Source organism: Microbulbifer sp. MI-G (assembly GCF_030440425.1).
Taxonomy (GTDB): domain Bacteria; phylum Pseudomonadota; class Gammaproteobacteria; order Pseudomonadales; family Cellvibrionaceae; genus Microbulbifer; species Microbulbifer spongiae.
Genome location: NZ_CP098023.1, coordinates 4175001 through 4201183, shown reverse-complemented (window position 1 = coordinate 4201183; position 26183 = coordinate 4175001). Strand labels below are relative to the sequence as shown.

The window sequence follows — 26183 nt, the reverse complement described above, 5'->3', positions numbered from 1 at the left end:
CGTCATGAGAGACCTGCTGCGGCAACTGGACACCGTATTGGAAGATCGCAAAGGCGAAGGAGACGCGCAACAGTCCTATGTGGCCAGCCTGCATGAAAAGGGACTGAACAAGATTCTGGAAAAGGTCGGAGAGGAAGCCACAGAGGCCATTCTCGCGGCCAAGGATGCGCAGACCAGCGGTGACAATCGGGATATGATTGCCGAAACAGCGGATCTCTGGTTTCACTCCCTGGTGATGCTGTCTCATCTGGGCGCAAATTCACAGGATGTGCTGCGTGAACTGGGCCGTCGTTTCGGTCTTTCCGGCCTGGAGGAAAAAGCAGCGCGGTCCAATGAGGACTGAATACGGATTGGGAGCCCCCTGTGATACTGGGTTATAAAGGGCTTCTGAGGCATTACGGCTAAACCCCTGGCAGCCGGGACACGCAGAGCCCGACCTGGCTGTTGAAGTAAATGATATGGAGACAATTATGGGATTCGGTGGAATTAGCATCTGGCAGTTGTTGATTATTCTGGTGATTGTCCTGCTGCTGTTTGGAACCAAGCGCCTGAAAAATCTCGGAGGGGATCTGGGTGGCGCCATCAAGGGTTTCCGCAAGGCGATCAAGGACGATGACAAAAGCAAGGATGCCGAGAAGGATAAAGATCTCGAGAAGGACAAAGATCCCGGGCGCCTGCAGCAGGATGCGGAGACAAAGCCTGACCAGGGCAATGTGACCAGGGAAAAAGACAAGCAGTCCCAGGACAAGTAAACCGCAACCATTACGGGAGTGGTGCTTCGTGTTTGATATCGGCTTTTTTGAACTACTGGTGGTCGCCGTTGTGGCCCTGCTTGTGGTGGGACCGGAGCGCCTGCCCGACGCCATCCGCACCACTGCGCGCTGGTGGTCCGCACTGAAGCGCACCCTGCACAGCGCCCGCGAGGAACTGGAAAAGGAAGTGGGTGCCGATGATATCCGCCGTGAACTGCACAACGAGCGCATCCTGCGGGAAATCGAAGAGAGCCGCCGGGAAATGGAGCAGACCTTCACACAAACCAGCCAGGAAATCACCGATTCCCTGAATCAGCAGGCCCGCGAAACCGCCTCCGGGACGCCGCTCCCCAAAGGGGAACCGGCGCAGACGGAAGCTGCCGAAAACACTGTTCCAGCCGAGCCCACTCCCACCCACCCGCGAGCGGAAAAAGAGGACTACCTGCCCGAGCAGGATGAAACGGCAGAGGAACTTCAGGACCCGGAATACCCGGAACACTGGCACGATTTCGGTGATCCGGACATGAATCCGGACCACCCCAACAATATCACCCGGGATACAGAAAAAGAATCGCAACAGGAAAAAGACAGCTAGCCATGAGCGATCAGCCACCGGACAGTCACCAGCCGTTTATTGACCACCTGATTGAGTTGCGAGACCGTCTGCTGCGCATCCTGTTGGTGGTGGTGATCTTATTCGCCGGCATGGTGCCTTTTGCTGCGGAGATTTACGATTATATTGCCAATCCATTGCAGGGTAGGTTGCTTGGCGATGCGGGAATGATAGCCACAGAAGTGACTTCCACTTTTTTGACCCCGTTTAAAACCACATTTATCCTGGCTTTCTTTATTGCCATCCCGTTTGTACTGTATCAGGCCTGGGCCTTTATCGCCCCCGGCCTGTACAAGAATGAAAAACGGATAGCCATCCCGATCCTGATGACCAGCGTAGTGCTTTTTTATGCGGGCATTGCCTTCGCCTACTTTGTGGTATTCCCCATTTTATTTGATTTCTTTGTGGGGGCGGCACCTGCGGATATCAAGGTCATGCCGGATATGCGCAGTTACCTCGACCTGGTGCTGAAGCTGTTCTTTGCTTTCGGTTTCGCCTTTGAAATTCCCATTGCAACCGTGCTGCTGATCTGGAGTGGTGCGGTGGACGCCAAGGTGCTGGCGCAAAAACGCCCCTATGTAATTGTGGGATGTTTTCTGATCGGTATGCTGCTGACACCACCGGATGTGATTTCCCAATCCCTGCTGGCCCTGCCTATGTGGCTGTTGTTTGAGGTGGGCATTCTTTTTGGGCGCTGGGTAAAATCGAGCCCCGGTAAAACCCCGGCGGAAGGAGGATAATGCGGGCGGCGGGGCGATTCACAGGGAACTGTTTTAGCAGGTGGCAACGATTTTTTATCGCCAATCGGGCAAGGCATTGCCACCTGGAAAAAAGAACCGAGACTAACGACAACCCTCCCACATGCATTCCCTTCCGATGTATTTATATCACTAGAGCTGGCCGGGCTCGTTCAACAACCAAATAGGTTGCGGCAGGCGCAACCGCTCCTTATTCTTTAGGTGCCATTTCATCTAGGAGCGCTTTTCTCAACATATGTAAGGGTTCTCAGCCGTTCGACGCTATCATACAACTTCGGGTAGTCGAGAGAGACAAGTCCATACAGCGCTAAATGATCCCACATGGAATTTAAATGAAAGCGCAAGTATGTAGGCTGATTGGGAAACATCTCAGCACGCGACTCCAACCAATCTAAGCCGTTGCTTATAGAGCCTCTTATCTTATCAAAACGTGGATAGGCATCAGTGGCTATCCCGCTTCGTTCTGCAAGAATCAACTCAACTTCGGCAGACATAACGCCATTCATCACCGCACGCGCATTCAATACCTTTGCATCATTGGTTAAAACTTGGAATCGGTCGCTGCTGTCAAATTGTTGTACCAGGTACTGAGCAATATAATCTGAATCAAAGACTGGAACGCCTTTATCAATAAGTGTTGGTACTTTCATCAGTGGATTAGGACCAAAAACGCCAATAAATTGCTCGGCTACGTTACCGATATCGACTAGATCGACATCTAAATTAAACGCGTCGATTAATATCCTTACTTTCCGGGAAAAATGGGATCTTGGAGTGTAGTAAAGTTTCATCACTTTTTCGAATTTTATTTTGCGATTCAGTATATGCTTTTTGCGTGCGCGCTGACAGTGCTTGTTCTGTGCTGAATTCAACCCAACCTCCGTGCACAGCTAATTATTTTCTGCGTTTTATAACCGGCTTGTCTTGTTTTTTTAAGCCCGGAAACTGTTAAGGGTCGAAACGATAAGTGCAGTATGGGGGCCGGATTTTGCACTGCCAGCTTAACGCCATAGCAGTTTATGCTTCTCAATTGAGGGGCGAGGCGATGCTGATTTTCCGCCGGATTTTGTATCGGGATGAACGGGTTTTGTTCGATTCAGGCTGGGCTGGATGCAATTTCCCCTTACCCCGTTATTTGTTTGCGCCGGGCACTGGTGGCAGGAACCGTTGTCTCCCCGCAAGGCAATCTCTACTTTGGGCCATTCCTGATGTAGTGCTTTCACCAGCAGAACGAGGATAGCCCATTTGTGTTCAGCGGCATCCTGTTGGCAGTGGCGTAGATAACTCACCAGTAGAAGTCGACCACAGGGCGAGCCAGTCCTAACTTTTGGTCGCACTCTCTCAGGAGGAGCAGTCCGGTATCGAAAGTCAAATCACCACCAGTGAAATCTGCAGTGATTTTACGGCGGGAAAAAGATGAAAATCGAAGTTCAGGTTGGTAGCATTCTGTCACGATTACAGTGTGCCCCGTCCAACTCGGCCTCCTCCGGAGCCATTTGCCAAATTGCCGGGGTCGCTAGAAATACGCGACAGGAGAGAATTATGTCCAATGCCAAGCGCAGCCTCGCGGCGGCAATCGCCCTCGTATGTGCATCCACCGCCTATGCCCAGGAGTCCCCTTTCAGCCAGGTGGTCGCCTTCGGCGATAGCCTCACCGATGTGGGCAACGCCGGTATCTTTACCAGTGGCGACAACAAACAGGCTGCCATCAGCATTATGTCCCAGCAACTGGGCCTGGGACCGCTCACGCCCTCCTGTGCCGACCTCAATCTCTGCCTGCCGGAGGTGGACCCCAGCCTCAGTGAAGCGGAGCTGCTCGCCTCCGCCCAGGCGCAAGTCCAGGCCGCCCTGCCCAATGTGGGCGGCGGCTGGGCCGTCGGTGGCCATCACACCGCCGACGTGCTGTTGAACATTCTCGGCACCCGGGGTTACTTGAACTACCTGTCCCAAAACGGTATGACCCTCGACGTTGACGCCCACAACTTTGTCAGCGCACTGCTGCCTGACCCAACGCGCGAAACCAGCACCGGGCTCTACCCTGACCTGGAACAGCTGGGATTGTTTCTTCAGGGCGATGACGCGGCACTGGCGGCCATCGTGGCCGACTCCGGCATCACCGGCAACCCCCACCCCCTGGGTCTCGGTTACCTGGAAACCACATTTGGCCGTGCAGACCCTAAGGCGCTCTACTGGGTCAATGGCGGTGGCAACGACCTGATCGGCGGTTTCGGCGCACTCCTCTCCAACACCATCGACGACGGCCAATACACAGCCGACATCAACACTGCCGCGAATATACTGGCGGATGCCGCCGGTGCCCTGTCGGATGCCGGTGCCAACTATATCCTGGTGTCCAATGTGCCCGACGTAAGCAAAACTCCGGGGCTGTTCGCAGCGGTCAGTGCTGCTGTCGCCGGCAGTGCCGAGGCGGCACAACTGCAAAATGCCGTGGCCGCAGGGTTGATTACTGCGGAGGAGGCCCAGGCGCAACTGGACGGCGCCATCCAAAATACCCTGGCTGGGGCTGGCGCCGCCAGCAACGCCTTCAACCAGACGCTGGTCAGCGCCGCCCGGGATATAGATGGCGTACTGATAGTGGACCAGTTCGGCGTGCTTCAGGTATCGCTCGCCAACGCCGCCGCATTTGGCTTGTCGCCAGACCTGGACCAGAGCAGATTCTGTTATGACGGCAGCGGCGGCGACTGTATCGAACACCCGGTGTACGGTATCAGCGGCAGCGATCCGAACGACGCCAGATTACTTTTCAATGACGGAATACACCCAACCCAGGTGGGTCAGAATTTACTGGCCGACTACTATACCGCAGTGGTGAACGCCGCCCAGGTTGCCGGCCAATTGCCCGACTTGAATGTGCAGGCCGCCCGCACCCATACCAACACCCTGGACGCCCGTCTGCTGGGCAGCCGCTACCGCGACGCACACAGTGAAGTATTTGTGAGCGGTGTGTTTGGCGAGAACGATTACGATGGCAGCCTGGGCCTGGCTGCCAGCGGCGACGGCAGCGGGGGGCTGATCGGGGCCACTTACGCCCTGCGCGACAATGCCGAAGTGGGCTTTGCCCTGAGTCGCAGCGACATGGAGGCAGACAACAGCCTGTCCGCCGTGGAATCCACCGCAACCAACTACAGCCTGTTCGGGCGCTTCCACCACGACATATTTTTCATCGACGCCAGCGCCACCCTCACCGATATGGATTACGACCGCATATCGCGCAACCTGCGTTTGGGCAGCAGTTTCAACCAGAGCCTCGATGCCAGCACCGGCGGTGAAAGTCTGTCCCTCAGCCTTACTGGCGGGGTGAACCTCTCCACCGGTGCAGCGCAGTTTGGCCCCTTCGCTAACGCCACCCAGACCAGGGTGAAGGTGGATGCATACAGCGAAGATGCCATAAGCGGCTTTACCTACACTGACGCCAGCGGTGTCGAGCGCGACCCCTTCGGCATGAGTTTTGGCGCCCAGGAGCGCCGCTATACCACCATGCGCGTCGGCGCCTTTGCCAGCATGGACTGGAACTCGGTCAGTGCCTACGGCCAGATCTGGTATGAAGACACCACCGGCAATGAAACCGACTCGCTGGAGGTTGGAGTGAAATCCATAGAGGGGAATATGAACGCCATGCCCAGCTATGACAGCACCGACACCGGCCTGTTCGAGGACGGCGCCGGGGCCCAGGTCGGCCTGCGCTGGCAGTTGGCCAGTGCCATTGACGTCAGCGCCAACCTGACTGCGCGCCCCACTTCCGAAACCGGCGCTATCAGTGTGAGCTACCGTTTCTAACCACCGAAGCACAAGCGCCCGTTGCATCTGCAACGGGCGCTTTTTCTGCAGGCTGCTTATTAAAAAAATAAACAAGGTTCCTTACAGTGTTTGCCTGCCCATAATAGGGAGTGTTTTCTGCATTGTTCAGAGAGCGACCAGTACTTTCCGAGATTTCCTGCACTAGGCCATATTCAAAGTCTTCATCGTCTATTTGAAGGTCAGAAAATAGATCGCCCTCTGGCTAAATGGGTAATTGCCCGTGCTCCGATTTTAGATAATCTTGAAGTTGTTCTTAGACTGCTTGTATACAAAAAATTATGACAATTCTGAACACCATGGTTAAGAACAATTGCGAGTGGTGTACTGTTTAAATGGTTTTGGGGCAAAACATCTTTCTGGGTTGACTTTGGATCACAGTCGCTTGTTATGCAAATACTCTGTACAATAAAACTGGTGCCGCTATAACTGAGCAGATCAAAACACTCGAAACAAATAACCAAAAGAGCACAGGTTCTCTCCTCTTATCGAGTTTGTCTGCATAAGAAAGCAGCTCAATTTCCCCTCTTTCAATACCATTTAAGCAGTATGAGACCATGAATGTCGCTCCAACGAAAAAAAGTAGTTAGCTGCTCGTTCTGTATTATGTGGAATTTCGGCGATCCCTCCGAAAATGAAACCAACCGGAAACAACGCCAGACAAACATACTTTACTTTCTTGTGTATATTTTGATAATTCATATAGTTGCACAACACCGTAATTTTCGGCAAGTTGTTTTTGGTGCAAAGCGCGTCAATTTGTCCATACCGCTAAATAAGCACTGCAAGATTCCTTTATTATGGGCTCTTGCAAGGTACTGCATAAATCATTTTTACCAACTGATGATTTTTTTCCTCTTCAGACATATCGCTAAATTCTGGGAATGGAGACTCATTCAGAATATTTTGTTTGGCTTCTTCATTCAATTCAGGAAGAGTGCTTTTTCTTAAGAAGTCAATAGCCAGTACATCTCCCTCTTTACTAAAAGATACCCTCGCAATTATTGGATTAGTTTCTTCACTGTATTGACCTTGAATATATGACGAACCCGGAATCGTATATTGCCATACTGGTATATCTTCTTCACCTGGATTTTTAAAAGATAAAAATACCAGAAATGTACTGATTGTTCCAATCATGGTTTGGTTCATCACGTGTAAAGTATGGACGAGGCTTTGCTGCATCCTGTGCCTACGCTTGTTAAAGGTTCCGGTCTAAAAACGAAACCTTTTTGTGCCAACGTGTTTTAATCCAGAAAGGTATATGGCCAAACCTGCAAAGGTCCAACCCACAACGAAGACACTAACTATTGGAAACCAAGATCCAATCTTTAACGAGTAAAGAGCAACGTATAAAGCAGCACTGCCTGCGCCAGCACCGGCAATAGTTGCAAGTAAGCTTCCGCCAACCTTTATTTGTTCCCCGCATAATCTACATCGCAAAGCGCCACCCAGAAAGGCAACCTTTAATTTTTTAACCTTTGTTACGGCTACACCCTTGCAGCTTGGACAGATCAGATTTTCCATAGACTTTTGACGCCTAAAAAAATCGGCAACTTGAACAAAGCGAAGTGTAGTGTAAGCTGTCCGGCGCCGAAGGCGAGAAGTTGATTGACTTGTTAGAAATCATTGCTTAGCAGTGCCTCAACACTAATATATTTATACATTTCTAATAGGTATAAGTTACCATTTTTGTCCTGCGGATCTGGCCGATAAGACAAAATGCCCTTGCCCTTCAGTTTGTCGAGGTTTTGTTCTGATAATAAGCCAATTTCTACACCCCACTCAAAAGGTTCTTTGTACTCTATATGCAGAGATTCTAAATTTTCAAAGGATAGAAAATGCATAATGTCAATTGGCCTGTAAATGCGAGACTCTCCTTCAAAGTTATCAATTCTTACACTACGGGTAGACCATATTCCGCGATGCTCATTTTTTGAAAGAAATAGTACAGCCTCGCTAAATCCAATATCCTCAGCGATTGGGCGATAATAATCGATTTTGTTTTGTGCAAACTCTATAAGATCAGAGCCAGTTCCCTTAAGGTATTTCTTGGCCTCAAATGTTACTTCTTCAGACATACAGTAACCATGACCGAAGGCACTGTGATATACAGATGTAGGCTTCTGGAGAACTTCCTTCTGAAATCTGCCATAGCCCACAATATTTTCCCAGAACACATCATCATTTTTATGCTTGAAATATATGGACTCTCCTGCAAGTTTCTCTTGATTCAAAGAGCAACAATAAAAGAATGCAGTTACAAAAATTATCCATAAGGATCGATACATAATGATGACTTCTAACGCCAAGGTAATGGACAAAGCACGCAGTGCTTTGTCCAGCCGCAGGCGCTATTGATCGCCTTTATCTACAGAGTACATTGCCCGCCTCTTTAATGCACTGTATTGGTAAGTTTGCGTTATTGATTTTTACTATCTATTGATTCTGACTTTGCCACTTTTCTTTAGGGTAAGCCCCTTTAGCGTACTTACGATTTTCTTCCTCGGCATCTAGGATGTAGCCAGCACCAGCCATTGCTATTTTAGCTTGCTCTTGACTGATAGAGTTAGACACAATTTTGGATGCCAAGCTCAAACGAACTGCATTAGATATTTCGGTGATATCTTGGTATGGAATGCCATGCTCTTTAGATATTTGCAGGTATTTTTGATTGATGCACTTTGCTCGATCCAATTCATTGCTATAGGTTGCTTGGCAATGATCGTAGGCGGATTTTCTAAGAACAACCACTTTTGAGGGGTTATTCAAAAAAGAACAGCCCAGAAGAGTTAAATTAAAAAGTAGGATCAAAATCCATTTCACTGCCGATGTTCCTCCTTATGCAAAACGCTGCGTTCAGCTGCAGCCAAAGTTGAGCGCCGTTTGTGGTCGCTAAACTTGTACCACAAAAGGCACACGGCTTTGGGCGTCGTTCTGCAACGTCTTGTTATGATTTTCTTAGATCCTTTAAAATTGCAACTGCCGATTCTTGTGTATGTCCGATCAAAAATTCAACAAATGTCATGCTTGTAGAGGTTCCAACAGAATTTATATTATCTATATCTGTACCCCATTCGTAGAAACTTGTTTTGCCCCCAATTACCAGAATTTTCTGCTCAAAACCTTCACCAAACTCTAGAGCGCGCTTAGGAAAGCCAATAACATGCTCACCGGGTTGTAGTTCCAGTCTTATATATCCACCATTTCTTAGGCAGGAGGTTCTTTCCCCATTTATGGAAAATGGTTGGCAGTAAATCGATGCAACTAATTTGAACTTTCTAAAGATATAGACCGCACCCATATTGATGGACGGTGACTCCAATTCTTTGAAGTGATCCCCATTGGCTTTCATAACAGCAGGTGCAAGTAGTAACGCAACACAGCCTGAAAGCATGGTAGAATATAGAAGAATTATTATTTTTCTCATAGAACAAATCTCAATTAGCTTAAATCATAACGTTTAAAGTATGGGTGAAGTGCGCAGCACTTTATCCCATGCCTTTGAATGTTATATTTCATACCTGAACTGGATAAAGTGCCGCCGAACAAGCGATTTTTTACTATGGCTAAAGTACTCATTGTTTAGTGCCCTCGTGATTTCACTGGGGATAACTTCTGCGCCGAACTCTAGTAAAGTAATAATTGTTTCAGAAAGCTTTTGCTCGACAGCTTCAACTAAAGCATACTGAGGTATAGGTGAAACCAAGCTTCTCAACAAGCGAATTTCTTCATGCTTATTCTCGACGGCCAATCAGTGCAGGACATTTTCTCCAATCCAGCAAGTCTAAAACAGTACCTCTGGATTATCGACAACTATAACTCTTATTTTGTGCGGATCATTCAGTACAGCATCTAGCAGTAGACCAAAACCATGGGTTCTACCTTTTTTAAATGCATCATAAGGGGTGATCGAACTATTTTTCTCATAGCAAGTGCGGGCTATCCTGCGAAAATATAACGTCGCGCACATGGGCGGCCGAAACGAAGCAAGGCGCAGTGGAGGCCGTCCCAGACCGCGCTCTTTGCGGGCGAATGCTGCGCATGGTTAAATGTTTTGGTTGAATGCACTGACTGCCTCCATGCAACCTAGATATTGAGCTAGCTCTACCGGTGTTTCACCGTTTGTATTTGTAACAATTTGAGCGCCAAGTTTAATAAGCAGATTGATTACTTCAGGCTTATTTTGCTCGGCAGCACAGTGTAAAGGGGTAAAGCCAGTTTCACCAATTGCGTTTAGATCAGCGCCCTCAGACACCAATGCTTGAATCGCTTCGCAATCACCCCAGTTACAGACTATGTGAAGTGGGGTATCCCCATAGTCATTCCTATAGTTGGCAAAAGAAATCTTATGCCCCGAAAAATCAGGTGTTGACTCTACTTCCTTGTATATTTCTTCTATCGTGCGCATACATTTAACGCCTAAAGCACGGGCGCAGCTTTGTTGCGTCCAGTGCCTTTACTTATTAAAAGGTGTGCTACCTCGATAATTGCAGCTGCGCTAACCTTTGGCTGAGCCTGAAGCATAAAATGAGGCCCTTCAATCTCAGTAATTTCAACACCCGGATACGCTTCTTTGAAATTTTCCCTCATATGAGGCGGAATCAGCATACCGTTAGAGGCACCAATATACACTGTTGGTACAGTTGACCTAAAACCAACATATTGGCACTTTGCAATTACGTTGAGCCTAGCTTTGAGCACACCATTAGGAGCGGCCTTTATTGCGCGCTTAAACAATGCAATCTCGTTGTCCTCTGCAGCCCAGCCCAGGAAAAACAAACGATGAATAACGCCAGATAACGGGAGCCTCGCGAAGTACCCAATAGGAAGATGTGAACATAAACGTGCCAAGAGCTGTTTCGGTGCAGATAGAAATGAAGCTAAGAATATTATTCCCTTGAGACGTGGAATTTCTTTGCGCGAAAGAACAGCCGCAATACCACCAAAGAAGGATTCTGCTACAAGGATAAAATCTTCATCAGGAAGCCTTTGTGCCACATGATTAGACAGTGACTCATAATCTTGTGAAATATCATGAGGCAAGGGAAAACTCACAACATTCATTTCACCTAGTTCAGGAAGCACTGTCTCAAATAATATCCCTGTTCCATCCAATCCTGGCAATAGCACGAGCTTCAATTTAAAATACCTTTTAATGCTGCCAACATGGGCGGACGAAACGCAGTGTAGGCCGTCCAGTACAATGCGCTTTTTGCATTGCATGATCCTGCTTGGCCTTGTTATGCATTTGGTAGTTTCAGCTCCATAAAGACGCTATTGGCATCTAGTTTATAGTCAGCGAATGGTTGGCAGAAATTGAACCCGAATTTGCTATATAGTTTACGAGCTGGATCAAAGAAGGGCATTGAACCCGTTTCTAAACTGACCCTTTCATAACCCCTTAGTGCTGCCTCATCAAGAATGTGTTTTAGAAGAGACGCACCAATACCAGAACCACGCTTTGAGGAGCAGGTGCGCATGGATTTTATCTCACCGTGCGTTTTATCAAGCTCCTTGATGGCACCACACCCAATGAGGTCACCTTGTTGCCAAACAGACCAGAAGGTAATATCTGGCTCCTTTAATGCATCAAGGTCCAATGCATGCTTACTTTCAGGGGGAGAAACCGATTTCATATCACTTATGTGCTCCTCCAAAAAATCGGCAATTCTTGGATCTGTTAAATCGTCTACTTTAATCTCCATATTTTCCTCAGTTTAGAGTTGCGCTGATGAATAACACCAAACTTTGGGGCGGGCCAAGAAGTGGGCTGTCCCAGCAGCCGAAGGCTGCAACAACAGTGCCTTGTTAGAGCTTATGTCACCCATACTGATTTTTAAACTCCAAGATCCTGAGACCAAGACAAACAAGCGCCCCAATTAATACACCTTGCCCTGCTGCAATGAAAGGAACCAATGGCGCTGCAAAAAGCATACTTTCTGGGGCATTTGGTTGAACTAAGGAAACAATCAGGAACAGCGGTGTAAAGATAACCGAAACAGCTGTAGTCCAGCCTTTCCATATTTGTTTGAACATTAAGTACTCTCGATCCTATTGGTAGCTATAACGCCGCGCTCTGCGAAAAATTTGTCCGACAGCAGCGCCTTGTTAAATGCTTTACTGCACACTGAAATTTACCTCTCGTATGCGTCCATTACACTCAAAGCCAGGATCGCCAATGCATGACCCAGTTTCAACTATGGCACTACCTGCCTCGGAGACTGCCACCAAATTAAACATTGTGGGTATAGGATGTGCCGTAGGAAGTATCACAGCAAAAAGCTCGAATTCCTTTTGTGGCATCAGCTCGTAGTAACCATTTTGATCAGTTATTGCATAAAGCTCTGGTTTGGACTCATAGAAAACTTTTGCGCCCGCAACTGGCTCTCCTGTCTTTGCACTTAATACAACGCCAGTGAATTTGGGTGTCTTCCAATTGTTGTGAGGGTAAGGAAATGCACACCCATACAAAAATAGGAAAGTTGCTATCAACGCGATATGCTTCATAGGTATTTAACATTTGTATACTGATCACCATGACCAGTATTTCTGGATTCTTATCACGCCAAACGATTAAAAAATGACTGTGGATCAATCAGATACGATAAATTGGTATTATCGAACCACCTGGAATAATGATCACTGCGACCAGTATCCCAAAAATCACCCATGAATGTAACCCATTGGATTTATTCACTTTTTAGGGAAAGCTACCCGCCTCTCAAAAATAACGGTCACAATGATCGAAATGCTGGCTCGTATCTGGCCATATTGCCTGTAAAACTGCACCACTATCCGGATAGGCGTATCGCTTAGCGTTCTCCCTCTCTCCCGTTGACACACCTTTCCGGTACAGGCACGGCAGCGCCGCCTGCAGCTACCAAGCTTTGCGTATTTACAGCACCACCAGTGCGGCGCAGAAAAGCACTGGCTTGCCATATTGGCTGCGCTGACCTCCCCGCCGTGACAGCACAGGAAGGTAAGCGTTGGCGGTGCTGCTTATGGCTGCACAGGTTTTCGAGACGCTCGCTCTGACTCTGAGGGCCCCGTCTATTTATCGGGTCGCGGCTTGAATGGTCTGATAATGGCTGGGGGCTTTTCGATTGGCCCCTCCTCCAGCGCACAGGCTGCATCCAGTGGGTAGGTTTCGTCCAACCATTGCAGGAATCGTACAGCCCGCATCACCTGGTTACCCCTACCGGGCGCAATATGCAGGTCTACGGCGTTCTCTTTGATGGCGACCAGCGTGAAGGTAAAATAATCCCCCAGCTCCACCGGCTGAAACAATCGACAGGGTAATATAGGCATTTTTATAGGCTCCTTGAGTCGCCTGTGACGGAAAGGTGCAGAAAAAGCACAGCGCTTTGTGCGGTTTCTCCCGCCGCAGGCGTAGTCCATGTGGAAAAAAACAAAGGGAAATATGCAGGGCGCGCAGCCAGAAAGGCGGTGCGCGGCTAAAGTAAAAGACCACACCAATCATCACGCAACGCCATAGCACACTCGGCCGCCGGGTGCCGGAGTGACTCGGAAAATGCGCCTTCAGGGAGACCTTTATTGAAGACGAACGAGTGTATGGCGTATCATTCAAGACAGCCTCGCTAGATAGGTTATTTATCTATTGGGGTTAGCCATCTCTCGGTGTGTCCTCACCGGGGGGTGGCGTTTTTCTATCATTTACGCGGTCATGATGCGGCCTTTTTTTGTTTATGTGTTTTGCGTATGGATTCCTCGCGGGCGCTGCCGTTATGGGGCGACTCGCAGGGTAAAAAATGATCGTTGCGGTATTGGTTATCTATTTATTATTGTTTGACTGCGCCGGTGAAGTGGCTGGGCACTAGGGCAGCAGACCTACGGTATGCGCTTTTTGCAAAGACTGCAATGAATATGAAGCTTTAGGCGACACCAAGTTGCATTCCTACCGGCTGCGTAGCCATTTTCGGCATATCAGGGGTGGTAGTCACCCCTGCTCTCTTAGGTACTTGTTAGGCTTTTTGCTGAGAAAGAAATTGTTTCACAATTGTACCCACCAACTCCGGTGACTCCTGATGAGAGGCATGCTCTGTAAATGGAATATTGGCAAAGTCAGCACCGGATATTTTGGTTTTTAATAATGCCGCCTCATTGAGTGAGAAGAGAAAATCATTGTCACCTCGAATAATAAGGCTCGGACAAGTGATGCTTTCGACCAAATCACACGGATAACCAGACTCTGTAGTATCAAGCCACACGGCTTTTACTGCATCCACAAGCTTCTTGAAGTCTGGTTTTGGATTGGAAGCGTTGTAGGAATCGACATCAGCAGGAAACCTTTCAGCCCAAAACTCAGCTGTTAGGCCACGCAATAGCTCAATAGATGGGTCATTAGCTTCTAAACGCCATTGTGAGCCAAGTGTGATCAAGCAAATAACGCTCTCTGGTTGTTGTGCCGCCAGTCGGTAACCTACAATGCCGCCATCACTAAAACCAAATAGTGAGTACCGTTTAACACCAAGGTGAGAAAGCGCCTCTTGGACATCACTCTGGTACTGTGCATAACTCAGCGAGGCTCCATTCAATGGCGACTTTCCATGACCACGAAAATCCATGCTTATTAATGAATAGTCAGGAGCAATATATTTATACAATGGCGTCAGGTCGCCGATCGAACCCAGGCCTCCATGCAGCAGTACCAGTGGCTCACCATTAGGGTTGCCGGCTAGCTCGTAATACATCGGCGAACCGCTGACGTTTATATAGCCGTTTTTGTCAATCATCTAACACTTTCCAACTGAAACTCTATTGATCTGAACTGAATAAAACCAATGCCACCAACACGGGCTGAAATGGAGCAAAGAAGCTGCGGAGTACAGGCCCAGCCGGCATTGCTGGTGAAGGTTTGGCTTGGTTAAGTTTATATTTCATATTCTGCCAGGCGCTCACATTTAGGGTTGGGGCCAATAATGATAGTTTTAAGCCATGAGACTGAGAACCCGATACAGGCTAGAAGCGCCATTCCTCCGCCAATTATTCCTGCAAAGCTGGCTACGAGAAAAAATGTCTCGCTGAAATAGCTTTTAAAGTAGACGCCAAGAATGGTTAAGAGAGAAAAATAGGCTGCAAATTGAACTATCCAGCCGAAAGCATACCTTATTCTTTTCGCCTTAAAGCTGGACAAAAGCTCTCCTTCCTCTGGAAATGGACCAAACCAGCTGAATGCTGCAAGGGTGACAATGTTTGGCCGCATCCATCTCAGGGTAATCAACGTAATAAAAACAATGAGATAAAATATGGCGATTTTTGGGATCATAAGACTTGGCGTTTATATACTATCCGCCATGGTAACGAATATCCTGATTACTTTCTCGGAAGCATTTCTGCGTCCAGATGTCGGTCCGAAGTTTACGTCGATAATCTGACTTGGCAAGATAGTATCCAGGCAGCTTGTGATCTGCTCGGGTAAGGTGGGGGCTGGTTGTTATTCACGCTCTTTGGTCAGGTGTAAGCTGGTCCTGCTTGTTGCGGGGAGTGATCGTGCAATGGGATGCTCAGGGCGCAGGTTAAGCAGCGCACGGTTTGGCTTGCTAAACTTCCTCTTTGCCATCATTGTTGCCGGCAGTGACCCTGGCCAAACAATTGGAGTCTCACAGGCGGGGCCAGTGCTTTTGCGCGTATGTGCCTGAGTGAATGATCTTGTACAACAGGTACTTCTGCCCTTGCCTGTTGATGCCATACGGTAATGGCGCAATGTATTTTGTTTGAGCTGGCTTGCGGCTTTTTTCGGGCTGTGGCGGGAATTGCCAGGGTTATAAGCCCGCAATCCATTGCAACCACGGCACCGCTTAGGTAGGGATCTCGGCTTCAGAGAGACACGGCGGTGTCAGTCTGCTTGTCGGGGCTGGATTTAGAACCCTGTGTCCTGCGTTCCTGCTCTGCCAGTGACTTTCTCACATTGTTGCCAACCCAGCGAAACAGGAAAACCGCCATAAGGAGCATGAACCCAATAACGGCCAGGCTGAGCAGGCCGGAAAAGCTGGTAAATAGATCCACTAAAGCTCCCATCTCTCTCTCCTGCGTCAATTTTTTACCCATACAGTGTATGGCCCGGATGCGCGGGCGCCTTGACCTGGATCAACCCGGGTGTGGTTTTCCCCGACACAAGCAGTCACTGCAGCCACTGCCCCAGCAGCAGGCTGCCGCAGGAAGCACCTGCCAGCAGGAACAGGTCTGTCTCTTCGCGCCAACGGGGCAGGAGTAATAACAGCGCCAGTGGTGGTAAAAACAGGGCCAGCAATCCGCTCAGGTTGCCATCGGCAAAGCCGATGCGCAGCAGCCGCAGCCAGGCAATGGCGGCGAACACCAGTGCAAAGACCGTCAGGGCTGCGTTGACCGGTACCATGCTATACCCTTTGGAGACCTGTGACCGGGTGGAAATGGATGCGCAGGTTGTAAAACCTCAGAAAAACGCAAACAGGAAAAAGAGTGTATATCAGTATTGCCACCCCGAAGTTGCCTAAGCACTCCGGGGCTTTGCGTGCCTGGGCACTGATCGTTGCAGCGGTGCTACTGGGTGGTTGTGAAACCGTGGCTTACTATTCACAGGCTGCCGCCGGCCAGTGGCGTATCCTCTCCGCCCGACAGTCGATCGCGGCGTTGCTTGAGGAGCCCGGCACCGACGCACATCTGCTTGCGCAGTTGCGCTTGATACAGGACATACGGGCCTACGCCGCGCGGGAGTTGCGGCTGCCGGTGGGCGAAGCTTACGCTACCTATGTGGCCCTCGACAGTGAGTATCCCATCTGGAATGTGTTCGCCGCCCCTGAATTTTCCCTTGTTCCCAAGCGCTGGTGTTATCCCATAGCGGGCTGCGCCAGCTACCGGGGCTATTTCCGTCAATCCGCTGCGGTGGCCAAGGCCGCTCAACTGCGCGCGCAGGGGTATGATGTGTATTTGGGCGCAGTACCTGCCTACAGTACACTCGGCTGGTTCGATGACCCGGCATTGTCGAGCTTTGTGAACTGGTCCCCGGAGAGACTGGCGGGACTGTTGTTTCACGAGCTGGCACACAGGCGCGTGTATATTCCCGGAGATACCCAGTTCAATGAAAGTTTCGCCACGGCGGTCTCGGAAATCGCCGTGCCAGACTGGCTTAAAAGTCAGGGGTTGACCAGTTCCGCCACCGAGTTGCGCACCGAGACAATGGCCGTGCGGCAACTGATGCTGACGGCGCGCAGACAGCTGGAATCCATTTACCGCACTTCGCAACCGGTCGATCTCAAGCGGGACCAGAAAGCGCAGGTACTCAGGCGCCTGCGGCGGTGTTATCGGACAATATCTGCCGACTGGCCCAATCCCGAACGCTATCGGGTGTATATAGAAAAAACCAACAATGCCACCCTGGCGCTGGCCGCCGAGTATGAGTCCCAGGTGCCCGCGTTTCGCCAGCTGTATCTTGAAAGCGGCAGCTGGGAAGCCTTTTACACTGCTGCCCAGCGCCTGGGAGCCCTGGATACCGTTGAGAGAGCGCAGAGACTGCGCCAGCTCGGGGCCATATATCGCCGCTCCCGTTCGGGCGAACGGGCAGAGGCAGCATACCCTGTTGACGCGTGTATGGCCGGGAAAGGCTAGCGGACCGGGTACCGGATTATGGCGCGGCTGGGAATCCCGCAGGGTCAGGAAGTAGAAAGCGGAGTGACGTGAACAGTTGCGGAAAAACGGGGAATCGGGCCGGAATCACCCCCGACAGGGGTTTCTCTGCAGGGGTTTTGTTTGCCCATGGCCTCATAGTTGTGTTGTTACCCCCACCACCGCGGATGCGCACTGGTGGGGGGGTTGGGAACACGGATCGCTGAATGCTAGTACCTTGCGTGGTGATGGTGCCCGTGATGGCCCCGATAGCCGCGATATCCACGGTGCCCATGGTAGCCGCGATACCCGCGATGGTAAGCGCGGTAGCGCAGGTGGGATGAGCGTGGGCTGTAGAAGCGGTTGTAGTAGGGCAGACCGCGGTAGTAATGTCTGGCCCGGTAGCGGGCGTTGCCGCGAAAGGCGGGCACACCGCGGTAGTAGGGGTAGGCACCGACATAATAGTAACGGTAGCGTGGTGTGAACCGGTAGTACTGGTAAACCGGTGTCCGGTAGGAGAGATAAACGTTGCTCGATGGGTAGTAATTGGGAGTGGCGTAGGGATAGCTGTAGGAGGAGGTGTAGTAGTAGCCTCCACCGTAATAGCCATCGGTTGCGCAGGCACCCAGGGCGAGGGCCGTGCATACCGTGGTGATGGTGATCACCGTCTTAACAGCTCTATTCATAGTGCATTCTCCGGTAAGCAAAGTTTCCCCCCGGGGAGGCTTTGCCGGTGGGGCCAAGCCCCTTTTGTGTGCCAGCCAGGCAGACACAGAAATGCATGGTCAGTACGGTCTGGCGCGCTTGGGCGGATCGGGCAGGTCGGGTGGGTAAGGGGTGGGAGAGCCCCGGTAGAGTGCCAGAGGGGGTGTCCGATGACGGAGGCCACCGCTCCCATCGACACTGCGGTATTGCCGATTGCCACACGCGCGGTTCGAATAGTGGCGGGCCGGTGAATAGTAATCAGTGTCGCAGTTGTAATAACTGCTTGGGCAGCCGGTTGCACAGGGGGCGCCAGTGCCGCTACAGGCCAACAGGGAGAGGCCGGCGGTCATGGCCAGCCCATAGCCAGAGCCACCAAGCAGCCGTCTGGGCAGCGGTTTCATGGAGACCTCCACGCCAGTTGGCAGGTGAGACTTCTATTGTTCAGCCTAGCACTTTTGGCGTGAAATTCATCATAAAGAGCAAAAAATGTTCTACCGCATTCCACTGACCGCTGGGGTTGCTATGGGGAGGCGGGGAACCGGCTCCCACCCTGGGCTCAGCGCTTGGAAGCATAGGGTCCGCCCCGTAGGCCGACCATCAGCCCGGTCAGCACAGGCAGGGAGCACAGGGGGCGCCCTGTGCTCCCGGATCCATACCCGGCAGACCGGATCTTGAGCTGCCGGTGGGCGTTTAGTGGCCGCTGGGCAGCAGTGAGGGGTCTATGGATTGCAGGTAGCTGCCCTGGCTGAAGAGTTGCCTGGCTATTTCAATGTCCGGGGCAAAATAGCGGTCCTTGTCGTAAAAGGGCACCTGCTCACGGAGTTTTGCCTTGGCTTCCTCGAGCTTTTGCGTGGTTTTCAATGGGGCGCGAAAATCCAGCCCCTGGCAGGCGGCCAGCATTTCCACCGCGAGGATACCGCAGGTGTTATCGGCCATGTCCCGCAGGCGGCGGCCGGCAAAGGTGGCCATGGAAACATGGTCTTCCTGGTTGGCGGACGTGGGCAGGGAGTCCACGCTGGCGGGGTGCGCGAGGGATTTATTCTCGCTGGCCAACGCCGCGGCAGTTACCTGGGCGATCATAAAACCAGAATTGACCCCGCCATTTTCCACCAGAAAAGGCGGCAGGCCCGACAGGCTGCTGTCGATCAACAGTGCCATGCGGCGCTCCGACAGGGCGCCGATTTCCGCCAGCGCCAGCGCCAGGTTATCGGCCACCATGGCCACGGGCTCCGCGTGGAAATTGCCACCGGAAATAATATCGGTGTTTTCCGGGGTGTCCTCGTCGGTAAACACCAATGGATTGTCGGATACCCCGTTGCCTTCGGCCAGCAACACCTCGGCGGCAAAGCGCATCTGCTGCAGGCAGGCGCCCATGACCTGGGGCTGGCAGCGCAGGGAATAGGGGTCCTGCACCTTGTCGCAGGACAGGTGCGAGTCGCCGATCTGGCTGCGCTCGCCCAACAATTCGCGATAAGCGGCGGCGACATCCCGCTGTGCCTGCTGGCCGCGAGCGGCGTGGATGCGGTCGTCGAAGGGGCGGCGCGAGCCCTTGGCGGCCTCCAGCGTAATGGCGCCGGCTACGAGCGCACCTGCGAACAGGTCTTCGGTGGCAAACAGGCCGAGCAGGGCAAACGCGGTGGAAGCCTGGGTGCCGTTCAGCAGGGCCAGCCCCTCTTTCGGGGCCAGGGTAATGGGCTCCAGGCCGGCGCGCTGCAGCCCCTCCCGTGCGCTTTTGCGCTCGCCGCGAATAAAGACTTCGCCCTCTCCCAGCAACACCACGCTCATATGGGCGAGCGGTGCCAGGTCACCGGAAGCCCCCACGGAACCCTTTTCCGGAATGGCCGGGTAAATGCCGGCATTGATCAGCTGCATTAGCGCCTCGATCACCAGTGGGCGCACCCCGGAAAAACCCCGTGCGAGTGAGTTGATTTTCAATACCATCAGCAGACGCACGGCTGCCTCACTCATAAAGCTGCCGGTGCCGGCGGCGTGGCTCAGTACAATGGCGCGCTGCAGCGTTTCCAGATCGTGTTTTTCGATGCGCGTATTGGCGAGCAGGCCAAAACCGGTATTGATGCCATATACGGTGCGCCCCTCGGTAATTACCTGGGCGACGGTGTGGGCGGCGGTCTTGATAGCGGGATAGGCAGATGCCGCCAGGGAGAGCCGAACCGGCTCGCGCGCAACCCGGCGCAATTGTGCCAGGCTCAATTGACCGGGTTCGATTTCCAGATGATACATATCTTCAGTCACCAAAATTTAAATTTACTCTGCAGTGCCGGTTAAACCACAACCTGAAACAAAGTTGCCCGGGTGTGCCATTGTTGCGCCGGTACGCGTGTGTACTGCGTGAAACCTTCAGTCATTTAACATGGGCAGATCCAGGCCCTGGGCGTTTGCACAGTGTTTTGCGCGGTCGTAACCGGCATCGGCATGGCGCATGACACCGGTGGCGGGATCGTTCCACAGTACGCGTTCAATGCGCTTTCGCGCGGCTTCGGTACCGTCACACACAATGACAACGCCGGCGTGTTGGGAAAAGCCCATGCCCACACCGCCGCCGTGATGGATAGACACCCAGGTGGCGCCGGAGGCCGTGTTCAGCAAAGCGTTCAACAGCGGCCAGTCGGAAACGGCATCGGAGTCGTCCAGCATGGCTTCGGTTTCGCGGTTGGGGCTGGCCACCGAGCCGCTGTCCAGGTGATCGCGACCGATGACAACCGGTGCCTCCAACTCGCCGCTGGCGACCATCTCGTTAAACGCCAGCGCCAGGCGCGCGCGGTCCTTCAGGCCCACCCAGCAGATACGCGCGGGCAGCCCCTGGAAATGAATGCGTTCGCGGGCCATATCCAGCCAGTTGTGCAGCTGCGGGTTGTCGGGGATCAGTTCTTTAACTTTGGCATCGGTTTTGTAAATATCTTCCGGGTTGCCGGACAGGGCCGCCCAGCGGAAAGGGCCGATCCCTTCGCAGAATAGCGGGCGGATATAGGCGGGCACAAAGCCGGGGAAGTCGAAGGCATTTTCAACTCCTTCTTCGAGGGCCATCTGGCGAATATTGTTACCGTAATCCAGTGTGGCGGCGCCGCGTTTTTGCAGTTCCAGCATGGCTTCGACTTGAATGGCCATTGACTGCTTGGCTGCCTTGACGACTGCCGCTTCGTCTTTTTTACGCATTTCAGCGGCGTATTCCAGGGACCAGCCTTTGGGCAGGTAGCCATTTAACGGATCGTGTGCAGAAGTCTGGTCGGTAACCACATCGGGCAGGATATTGCGCTGGACCAGCGCCGGAAAAATATCCGCAACATTACCCAGCAGGCCAACAGAAAGGGCCTGGTTGTTTTTCTGTGCCTGCTCGATCATCTGCAGGGCTTCGTCCAGGCGGGTGGCTTTTTTATCGACATAGCCGGTGCGCAAGCGAAAATCGATTCGGGTTTCATCGCACTCCACCGCAATCATACAGAAACCGGCCATGGTCGCTGCCAGGGGCTGGGCGCCACCCATTCCGCCGAGACCGCCGGTGAGAATCCACTTGCCGGTCGCTTCGCCGTTAAAATGCTTGCGTGCAACTGCGGCAAAGGTTTCATAGGTGCCCTGTACGATGCCCTGGGAGCCGATATAGATCCAGGAGCCAGCGGTCATCTGGCCGTACATTGCCAGTCCTTTTTTATCCAGCGCGTTAAAGTGCTCCCAAGTGGCCCAGTGGGGTACCAGGTTGGAGTTGGCAATCAGCACGCGCGGTGCATCGATGTGGGTTTTGAATACACCCACGGGTTTGCCCGATTGCACCAGCAGGGTTTCGTCGTTTTCCAGGCGCTTCAAGACCGCGACAATGTTGTCAAAACAATCCCAGTCCCGCGCGGCGCGGCCGATGCCGCCGTACACCACCAGGTCTTCCGGGCGCTCCGCCACTTCCGCATCCAGGTTGTTCATCAGCATGCGCAGCGGTGCTTCGGTCAGCCAGCTCTTGGCATTCAGCTTTGTGCCCCGGGGTGCGCGGATATGGCGGCGGGGGTCGTGGCGTTTCTCGTTAGACATGTTTTCCTCGCAAAAACTGTTGGTTAAATCTGTATACACCCGGCGATGGCGTGCCGGTTTTTTTGTGCGCTCGGGGCCAATCCGCCACTAGAATCGCAGTTGTGCCCCCAGGCGGTAGCGGTTGCCTGGGTGCACAAGACGCGCAAAACTCACGGTGCCGGCGCTGCTTTTGGTGCGCCGCCAAACCTGCAGACAGGCTGCGCCGGGGGTAATTTCCAGGGCGCAGGCGATAGCGGCCTCTGCCGCGATGGCCTCCACGGTGGTGTCTGCCTCTGTTAATGGCGCAACCCTGGAAAGATAGGCATTGGGGGTGGTACTGGCGAAATCCTGCTGCAAATACCCCGGTGCCAGGGCCGGGTTGGTAAACCGCTCCTCCCACTGGATCGGTACCTCGTTATCGCAGTGCACAATAATGGAGTGGAACACCTTTGCCTGTTCGGGCAGCCCCAGTGCGCGGGCTATCTCGGCGCTGGCCATGCTCTGTTGCGCCAGCAGTATGCGATTGCTGTAGCTGTGTCCGCGCGCAGAAATCTCATCGGCAATATTGCGTACCTCCAGCAGGGAGCCGGCGGGAACCGGTTCGGCGACAAAAGTGCCCAGCCCCTGGGTACGCATCAATACCTGTGCTTCGGTCAGTTCACTGAGGGCGCGCCGCGCCGTCATTCGGCTGACACTGAACGCCTGCGCCAACTGGTTTTCCGAGGGCACCTGGGAGTGCACCGGCCATGCCCCGCTTTCTATCTGCTGGCGGATGTGGCGTTTAATGGCGGCGTAACGTGGTTCGCTTGTGGGATTCATAGGTTCAGGGACGCCGTGCTGTATCACTTGTATAGGGTTGTATATACAATAAAGGGAATAGCCACTATGATAGCCGGCAGGGTGACTGTCAAGCCGGCGGGCTGGCCGGTAGGCTGCCCAACCGAAGTTCACCCGGCCCCGGGCGGGGCATCTATGATTTAACAAGGAAAAGCGCGCCGCTCAATCACTTATGATACAACGCTGTGACTTGCTGATTACCAATGTTCACGCCGCTACCATGGACCCTTCCATGCCGGGGGCCTACGGCGCTGTCGAGGATGCCGCGCTAGCGGTTACCGGTGGCAGGATTGTCTGGCTGGGACCGCGCCGGGAGCTGCCTCACTCTGTTGCGGATACTGTCATTGATGGCGAAGGCCAGTGGTTGACTCCGGGCTTGATCGATTGCCACACGCACCTGGTTTACGGCGGTCACCGCGCCTCTGAGTTCGCCCGCCGACTGGGGGGGGAAAGTTATGAAGCTGTGGCCCGCGCCGGCGGTGGCATTCTCTCCACGGTGCGCGCCACCCGGGCGGCCAGCGCCGAGCAGCTGTACCGCCTGTCGGAGCCGCGCCTGCGGGCACTAATGTCCGAAGGGGCCACCACGGTGGAAATCAAATCCGGCTACGGCCTGGACCTGGACACCGAACTCAAGCAATTGCGCACCGCCCGCCGCCTGGCCCGTCACAACCCGGTGGAAATTGTCACCAGTTGTTTGGCAGCCCATGCCCTGCCGCCGGAGTACGATGGTCGCGCAGATGCCTATATCGATTTGATCTGCGATGAGATATTGCCGGCGGTGGCACGCGAGCAACTGGCCGATGCGGTGGATATGTTTTGCGAGACCATTGGTTTTTCGGTGGAGCAGTGTCAGCGCGTGATTGATGCCGCCGGGAAACTCGACCTGCCCGTGAAGGTGCATGCCGAGCAGCTGGCCCACACCGGCGCCACTGCCATGGCGGCTGCGGCCGGGGCACTTTCGGCGGATCACATAGAGTTCATCAGTAATGCCGATGTGCTGGCCATGGCCGAGAGCGGCACGGTAGCGGTTTTGTTGCCGGGGGCTTTTTATACACTGCATGAAACCCAGTTGCCCCCTGTGGACAGGTTGCGCGAGGCCGGGGTGGATATGGCCCTGTCCACCGACCTGAACCCGGGCAGTTGCCCGATTGCCTCACTGCGCCTGATGATGAATATGGGCTGCAACCTGTTTGGCCTTACACCCGCCGAAGCGCTGGCCGGTGTAACCCGCGCGGCGGCGCGGGCCCTGGGGCTCTGCTGTTCCCGCGGAGTGCTGCATGCGGGGTTGCGCGCGGATATGGTGCTGTGGCCGATGGATACCCCGGATCAACTGGCTTATGAAGTGGGTGCATTGAAACCCGCACAGATTTTCCTGGGGGGCAGAGATGTTACAGCTGGCTGATATGCGTTTGTGGAGCGGTCGCACGGACACAGAGGACGGTCCTGCGGGAGAGCGCTGGCACCAGCGTATTTCGCCCCTGCATTTGGACAACCCCCCCGGTATCGCCATTCTCGGCTTTGCCTCCGACGAAGGGGTGCGCAGGAATAAAGGGCGTATTGGTGCGGCCAAGGGTCCGCGCATCCTGCGTCTGGCCATGGCCAATCTGCCGGCCACCTTTGACCTGCCGCTGTACGATGCCGGTAACGTATGTGTGCAACGGGAAGACCTGGAATCCGGGCAATCCCTGCTTGGGGCGCGAATCAGTGAGTTGCTGGACAACGGCCACTTCCCCCTGGTGTTGGGCGGGGGCCACGAGATTGCTTTCGGCAGTTATCAGGGCATCGCCCGCTGGATGCGCGAGCAGCATCGGGAAAAGACCCTGGGCATTATCAATTTCGATGCCCACCTGGATTTGCGCATTCCCGCCCCCAAGGGCTCTTCCGGCACCCCCTTCTATCAAATCGCCGAACAGTGCGACATCAACGGCCGCCCCTTCAACTACCTGTGCGTGGGTGCAGCGGATAATGCCAATACGCCGGCACTGTATCACCGCGGGGATGCGCTGGGTGCCGAGGTGATTCGCGACCGCGAAATCAATTGCTGGAATCTCGATGATGTCCAGGCACAGATTCGCGCTTTTATCCACAGGGTGGATTTTGTCTATCTCACGGTATGCCTGGATGTTCTGCCTGCAGCAGTGATGCCCGCTGTCAGCGCACCCTCAGGCCGCGGTGTGCCCCTTGAGCTGCTCGAAATTCTGCTGGATACGGTGCTGGATTCCAACAAGGTCTGTCTTGCGGATATGGCGGAGTTCAATCCCTACTTCGATATTGAAGACCATGCCGCGCGCACAGCCGCCCGCCTCGGTTTCCAGATGGCCAACGGAGCCGCGCGCGGCCGCCAGCCCGACTAAATAAAAAGCTGCACGGAAAATGCAGTGTGGCAGCAGGGCGCTGCTGCCACTGGTTGTGGGCGCTCTGAGATTGGGCTTGGTATTACCCGGCGAGAGTCCGCCAGTGTAAGCCCCATGCAGCGTGTTGCCTTGGGGCTTGGACTAACCCGTGCATGCCCATTGCCTTGTGCAGTGGTGGGGGCACTGTAAAACAGTGCATCCATCCAGCACAATTTTGTAATGTTTTCCGTGCCACCGATACAGTAGTCCCTGTAGATAATGGAGCTAGCGGTGGAACGGCGGGATCAATTATTTCAGCAGGCACTGGCGAGTTACGCCGAGGGGGTTTCCCGCGTTGCACGCAGCTATGTGCGCACTGCTGCGGAACGGGAAGACCTGTTACAGGAAATCTGGCTGGGTCTGTGGCGGGCCCTGCCTGCATTTCGCGGCGAGGCCAGTCTCAAGACCTTTGTCTACCGTATTGCCCACAACCGCTGCGTCACTGAGCTATCCAGGCGCAAGCCGCACCATAGTGGCGAGGAAGAGTTGCTGAATCTACAGGATAGTCGGCCCGGCCCGGCCGAGAACCTGGCCGCACAGCGGGACTGGGAGCGCTTGCTGTATATGATTCGGGGATTGCCGCTGGTGCTGCGCCAGACTTTGACGCTGCGATTGGAGGGGTTGAGTTATGCGGAGATCTCCGAAGTCTTGGGGATCAGTGAATCCAATGTTGCAGTGCGCCTCAACCGCG

The 26183-nt window shown here is 53.2% G+C and carries 30 protein-coding genes (1 of these 30 only partly in view); 9 read left to right on the top strand and 21 right to left on the bottom strand.

Features of this window, described 5'->3' with window-relative positions:
• Window positions 1–4: 4 nt before the first annotated feature.
• From M8T91_RS17310 to tatC, 4 genes are all read left to right on the top strand, one after another.
• Window positions 5–343: a phosphoribosyl-ATP diphosphatase gene (locus tag M8T91_RS17310; RefSeq protein ID WP_301415470.1), complete on the top strand. Its 339-nt coding sequence runs from the start codon at window positions 5–7 to the stop codon at window positions 341–343.
• A 127-nt stretch (window positions 344–470) separates the two neighbouring features.
• Window positions 471–752, top strand: coding sequence for a twin-arginine translocase TatA/TatE family subunit (gene tatA / locus M8T91_RS17305; protein ID WP_301415469.1), 282 nt, complete (start codon window positions 471–473; stop codon window positions 750–752).
• Between the two features lie 28 nt (window positions 753–780).
• Window positions 781–1347, top strand: a complete 567-nt coding sequence (gene tatB, locus M8T91_RS17300) for a Sec-independent protein translocase protein TatB (RefSeq protein ID WP_301415468.1) — start codon at window positions 781–783, stop codon at window positions 1345–1347.
• A 2-nt stretch (window positions 1348–1349) separates the two neighbouring features.
• The gene (gene tatC / locus M8T91_RS17295; RefSeq protein WP_301415467.1) at window positions 1350–2105 is read left to right on the top strand and encodes a twin-arginine translocase subunit TatC; all 756 of its coding nucleotides are present in this window, start codon (window positions 1350–1352) and stop codon (window positions 2103–2105) included.
• A 227-nt stretch (window positions 2106–2332) separates the two neighbouring features.
• Here the strand turns inward: tatC and M8T91_RS17290 are convergent, their stop codons facing one another.
• A complete protein-coding gene (locus M8T91_RS17290) occupies window positions 2333–2995 on the bottom strand; it encodes a glutathione S-transferase family protein (RefSeq protein ID WP_301415466.1) in 663 nt (220 codons plus the stop codon).
• 670 nt (window positions 2996–3665) lie between these two features.
• On the opposite strand from M8T91_RS17290, the gene M8T91_RS17285 reads away from it, so the two are divergent.
• Entirely contained in the window at window positions 3666–5921 is a 2256-nt protein-coding gene (locus M8T91_RS17285) for an autotransporter outer membrane beta-barrel domain-containing protein (RefSeq protein WP_301415465.1), read from the top strand.
• A gap of 816 nt (window positions 5922–6737) precedes the next feature.
• Here the strand turns inward: M8T91_RS17285 and M8T91_RS17280 are convergent.
• From M8T91_RS17280 to M8T91_RS17210, 15 genes are all read right to left on the bottom strand, one after another.
• Window positions 6738–7079: a hypothetical protein gene (locus M8T91_RS17280; protein ID WP_301415464.1), complete on the bottom strand. Its 342-nt coding sequence runs from the start codon at window positions 7077–7079 to the stop codon at window positions 6738–6740.
• Window positions 7080–7154: 75 nt separating this feature from the next.
• Window positions 7155–7466 carry a hypothetical protein gene (locus tag M8T91_RS17275; protein WP_301415463.1) on the bottom strand — a complete coding sequence of 104 codons (312 nt, stop codon included), beginning with the start codon at window positions 7464–7466 and terminating at the stop codon, window positions 7155–7157.
• A gap of 92 nt (window positions 7467–7558) precedes the next feature.
• A complete protein-coding gene (locus tag M8T91_RS17270) occupies window positions 7559–8263 on the bottom strand; it encodes a hypothetical protein (protein ID WP_301415462.1) in 705 nt (234 codons plus the stop codon).
• A gap of 115 nt (window positions 8264–8378) precedes the next feature.
• Window positions 8379–8765, bottom strand: coding sequence for a hypothetical protein (locus M8T91_RS17265; RefSeq protein ID WP_301415461.1), 387 nt, complete (start codon window positions 8763–8765; stop codon window positions 8379–8381).
• A gap of 124 nt (window positions 8766–8889) precedes the next feature.
• Window positions 8890–9369, bottom strand: coding sequence for a hypothetical protein (locus tag M8T91_RS17260; protein WP_301415460.1), 480 nt, complete (start codon window positions 9367–9369; stop codon window positions 8890–8892).
• A gap of 618 nt (window positions 9370–9987) precedes the next feature.
• Entirely contained in the window at window positions 9988–10350 is a 363-nt protein-coding gene (locus M8T91_RS17255; protein WP_301415459.1) for an ankyrin repeat domain-containing protein, read from the bottom strand.
• Window positions 10351–10361: 11 nt separating this feature from the next.
• Window positions 10362–11081, bottom strand: a complete 720-nt coding sequence (locus M8T91_RS17250) for an alpha/beta fold hydrolase (protein WP_301415458.1) — start codon at window positions 11079–11081, stop codon at window positions 10362–10364.
• A gap of 101 nt (window positions 11082–11182) precedes the next feature.
• Window positions 11183–11647: a GNAT family N-acetyltransferase gene (locus tag M8T91_RS17245; RefSeq protein ID WP_301415457.1), complete on the bottom strand. Its 465-nt coding sequence runs from the start codon at window positions 11645–11647 to the stop codon at window positions 11183–11185.
• 115 nt (window positions 11648–11762) lie between these two features.
• A complete protein-coding gene (locus M8T91_RS17240) occupies window positions 11763–11978 on the bottom strand; it encodes a hypothetical protein (RefSeq protein ID WP_301415456.1) in 216 nt (71 codons plus the stop codon).
• Window positions 11979–12059: 81 nt separating this feature from the next.
• Window positions 12060–12449, bottom strand: a complete 390-nt coding sequence (locus tag M8T91_RS17235) for a peptidase associated/transthyretin-like domain-containing protein (RefSeq protein WP_301415455.1) — start codon at window positions 12447–12449, stop codon at window positions 12060–12062.
• Window positions 12450–12992: 543 nt separating this feature from the next.
• Window positions 12993–13250, bottom strand: a complete 258-nt coding sequence (locus M8T91_RS17230; RefSeq protein WP_301414874.1) for a hypothetical protein — start codon at window positions 13248–13250, stop codon at window positions 12993–12995.
• Window positions 13251–13924: 674 nt separating this feature from the next.
• Complete coding sequence (locus M8T91_RS17225; protein WP_301415454.1) at window positions 13925–14695, bottom strand: alpha/beta fold hydrolase; 771 nt, start codon at window positions 14693–14695, stop codon at window positions 13925–13927.
• Window positions 14696–14832: 137 nt separating this feature from the next.
• Window positions 14833–15228, bottom strand: a complete 396-nt coding sequence (locus M8T91_RS17220; RefSeq protein WP_301415453.1) for a hypothetical protein — start codon at window positions 15226–15228, stop codon at window positions 14833–14835.
• A gap of 551 nt (window positions 15229–15779) precedes the next feature.
• Window positions 15780–15980 carry a DUF3149 domain-containing protein gene (locus M8T91_RS17215; RefSeq protein ID WP_301415452.1) on the bottom strand — a complete coding sequence of 67 codons (201 nt, stop codon included), beginning with the start codon at window positions 15978–15980 and terminating at the stop codon, window positions 15780–15782.
• 103 nt (window positions 15981–16083) lie between these two features.
• Window positions 16084–16317, bottom strand: coding sequence for a hypothetical protein (locus M8T91_RS17210; RefSeq protein ID WP_301415451.1), 234 nt, complete (start codon window positions 16315–16317; stop codon window positions 16084–16086).
• Between the two features lie 83 nt (window positions 16318–16400).
• On the opposite strand from M8T91_RS17210, the gene M8T91_RS17205 reads away from it, so the two are divergent.
• Window positions 16401–17546 (top strand): aminopeptidase, encoded by a 1146-nt coding sequence (locus M8T91_RS17205; protein ID WP_301415450.1) that lies wholly within the window; start codon window positions 16401–16403, stop codon window positions 17544–17546.
• 227 nt (window positions 17547–17773) lie between these two features.
• Here M8T91_RS17205 and M8T91_RS17200 read toward each other — a convergent pair whose 3' ends face one another.
• The 5 genes from M8T91_RS17200 to hutC all read right to left on the bottom strand — a co-directional run bounded on the left by M8T91_RS17200 (window position 17774) and on the right by hutC (window position 23081).
• Window positions 17774–18229: a hypothetical protein gene (locus tag M8T91_RS17200; RefSeq protein WP_301415449.1), complete on the bottom strand. Its 456-nt coding sequence runs from the start codon at window positions 18227–18229 to the stop codon at window positions 17774–17776.
• 99 nt (window positions 18230–18328) lie between these two features.
• Window positions 18329–18649, bottom strand: coding sequence for a hypothetical protein (locus M8T91_RS17195; protein WP_301415448.1), 321 nt, complete (start codon window positions 18647–18649; stop codon window positions 18329–18331).
• 289 nt (window positions 18650–18938) lie between these two features.
• Complete coding sequence (gene hutH, locus M8T91_RS17190) at window positions 18939–20489, bottom strand: histidine ammonia-lyase (RefSeq protein ID WP_301415447.1); 1551 nt, start codon at window positions 20487–20489, stop codon at window positions 18939–18941.
• Between the two features lie 117 nt (window positions 20490–20606).
• Window positions 20607–22283: a urocanate hydratase gene (hutU, locus tag M8T91_RS17185; protein ID WP_301415446.1), complete on the bottom strand. Its 1677-nt coding sequence runs from the start codon at window positions 22281–22283 to the stop codon at window positions 20607–20609.
• 87 nt (window positions 22284–22370) lie between these two features.
• Complete coding sequence (gene hutC / locus M8T91_RS17180; RefSeq protein WP_301415445.1) at window positions 22371–23081, bottom strand: histidine utilization transcriptional repressor HutC; 711 nt, start codon at window positions 23079–23081, stop codon at window positions 22371–22373.
• Between the two features lie 190 nt (window positions 23082–23271).
• Between hutC and hutI the strand changes: the two genes are divergently transcribed.
• The 3 genes from hutI to M8T91_RS17165 all read left to right on the top strand — a co-directional run.
• A complete protein-coding gene (gene hutI, locus M8T91_RS17175; protein ID WP_301415444.1) occupies window positions 23272–24501 on the top strand; it encodes an imidazolonepropionase in 1230 nt (409 codons plus the stop codon).
• Complete coding sequence (gene hutG, locus M8T91_RS17170) at window positions 24485–25453, top strand: formimidoylglutamase (RefSeq protein WP_301415443.1); 969 nt, start codon at window positions 24485–24487, stop codon at window positions 25451–25453. Before hutI ends, hutG begins: the two co-directional genes overlap by 17 nt.
• A gap of 270 nt (window positions 25454–25723) precedes the next feature.
• A protein-coding gene (locus M8T91_RS17165) for an RNA polymerase sigma factor (RefSeq protein ID WP_301415442.1) crosses the window boundary here: on the top strand, window positions 25724–26183 show its 5' portion. It continues 44 nt past the right edge of the window; 460 of the gene's 504 nt are visible here — the first part of the coding sequence; its start codon is at window positions 25724–25726; the stop codon falls past the right edge of the window.

Coding starts and splice junctions, on each gene's coding strand:
- M8T91_RS17245 (WP_301415457.1), bottom strand. CDS start 11,647: ATGGAGATTAAAGTAGACGATTTAACAGATCCAAGAATTGCCGATTTT.
- M8T91_RS17220 (WP_301415453.1), bottom strand. CDS start 15,228: ATGATCCCAAAAATCGCCATATTTTATCTCATTGTTTTTATTACGTTG.
- tatA (WP_301415469.1), top strand. CDS start 471: ATGGGATTCGGTGGAATTAGCATCTGGCAGTTGTTGATTATTCTGGTG.
- M8T91_RS17235 (WP_301415455.1), bottom strand. CDS start 12,449: ATGAAGCATATCGCGTTGATAGCAACTTTCCTATTTTTGTATGGGTGT.
- M8T91_RS17230 (WP_301414874.1), bottom strand. CDS start 13,250: ATGCCTATATTACCCTGTCGATTGTTTCAGCCGGTGGAGCTGGGGGAT.
- hutU (WP_301415446.1), bottom strand. CDS start 22,283: ATGTCTAACGAGAAACGCCACGACCCCCGCCGCCATATCCGCGCACCC.
- hutG (WP_301415443.1), top strand. CDS start 24,485: ATGTTACAGCTGGCTGATATGCGTTTGTGGAGCGGTCGCACGGACACA.
- M8T91_RS17210 (WP_301415451.1), bottom strand. CDS start 16,317: ATGGTACCGGTCAACGCAGCCCTGACGGTCTTTGCACTGGTGTTCGCC.
- M8T91_RS17285 (WP_301415465.1), top strand. CDS start 3,666: ATGTCCAATGCCAAGCGCAGCCTCGCGGCGGCAATCGCCCTCGTATGT.
- M8T91_RS17225 (WP_301415454.1), bottom strand. CDS start 14,695: ATGATTGACAAAAACGGCTATATAAACGTCAGCGGTTCGCCGATGTAT.
- hutI (WP_301415444.1), top strand. CDS start 23,272: ATGATACAACGCTGTGACTTGCTGATTACCAATGTTCACGCCGCTACC.
- M8T91_RS17195 (WP_301415448.1), bottom strand. CDS start 18,649: ATGAAACCGCTGCCCAGACGGCTGCTTGGTGGCTCTGGCTATGGGCTG.
- hutH (WP_301415447.1), bottom strand. CDS start 20,489: ATGTATCATCTGGAAATCGAACCCGGTCAATTGAGCCTGGCACAATTG.
- M8T91_RS17275 (WP_301415463.1), bottom strand. CDS start 7,466: ATGGAAAATCTGATCTGTCCAAGCTGCAAGGGTGTAGCCGTAACAAAG.
- M8T91_RS17200 (WP_301415449.1), bottom strand. CDS start 18,229: ATGAATAGAGCTGTTAAGACGGTGATCACCATCACCACGGTATGCACG.
- M8T91_RS17260 (WP_301415460.1), bottom strand. CDS start 9,369: ATGAGAAAAATAATAATTCTTCTATATTCTACCATGCTTTCAGGCTGT.
- M8T91_RS17255 (WP_301415459.1), bottom strand. CDS start 10,350: ATGCGCACGATAGAAGAAATATACAAGGAAGTAGAGTCAACACCTGAT.
- M8T91_RS17280 (WP_301415464.1), bottom strand. CDS start 7,079: ATGATTGGAACAATCAGTACATTTCTGGTATTTTTATCTTTTAAAAAT.
- M8T91_RS17310 (WP_301415470.1), top strand. CDS start 5: ATGAGAGACCTGCTGCGGCAACTGGACACCGTATTGGAAGATCGCAAA.
- tatC (WP_301415467.1), top strand. CDS start 1,350: ATGAGCGATCAGCCACCGGACAGTCACCAGCCGTTTATTGACCACCTG.
- M8T91_RS17215 (WP_301415452.1), bottom strand. CDS start 15,980: ATGGGAGCTTTAGTGGATCTATTTACCAGCTTTTCCGGCCTGCTCAGC.
- hutC (WP_301415445.1), bottom strand. CDS start 23,081: ATGAATCCCACAAGCGAACCACGTTACGCCGCCATTAAACGCCACATC.
- M8T91_RS17240 (WP_301415456.1), bottom strand. CDS start 11,978: ATGTTCAAACAAATATGGAAAGGCTGGACTACAGCTGTTTCGGTTATC.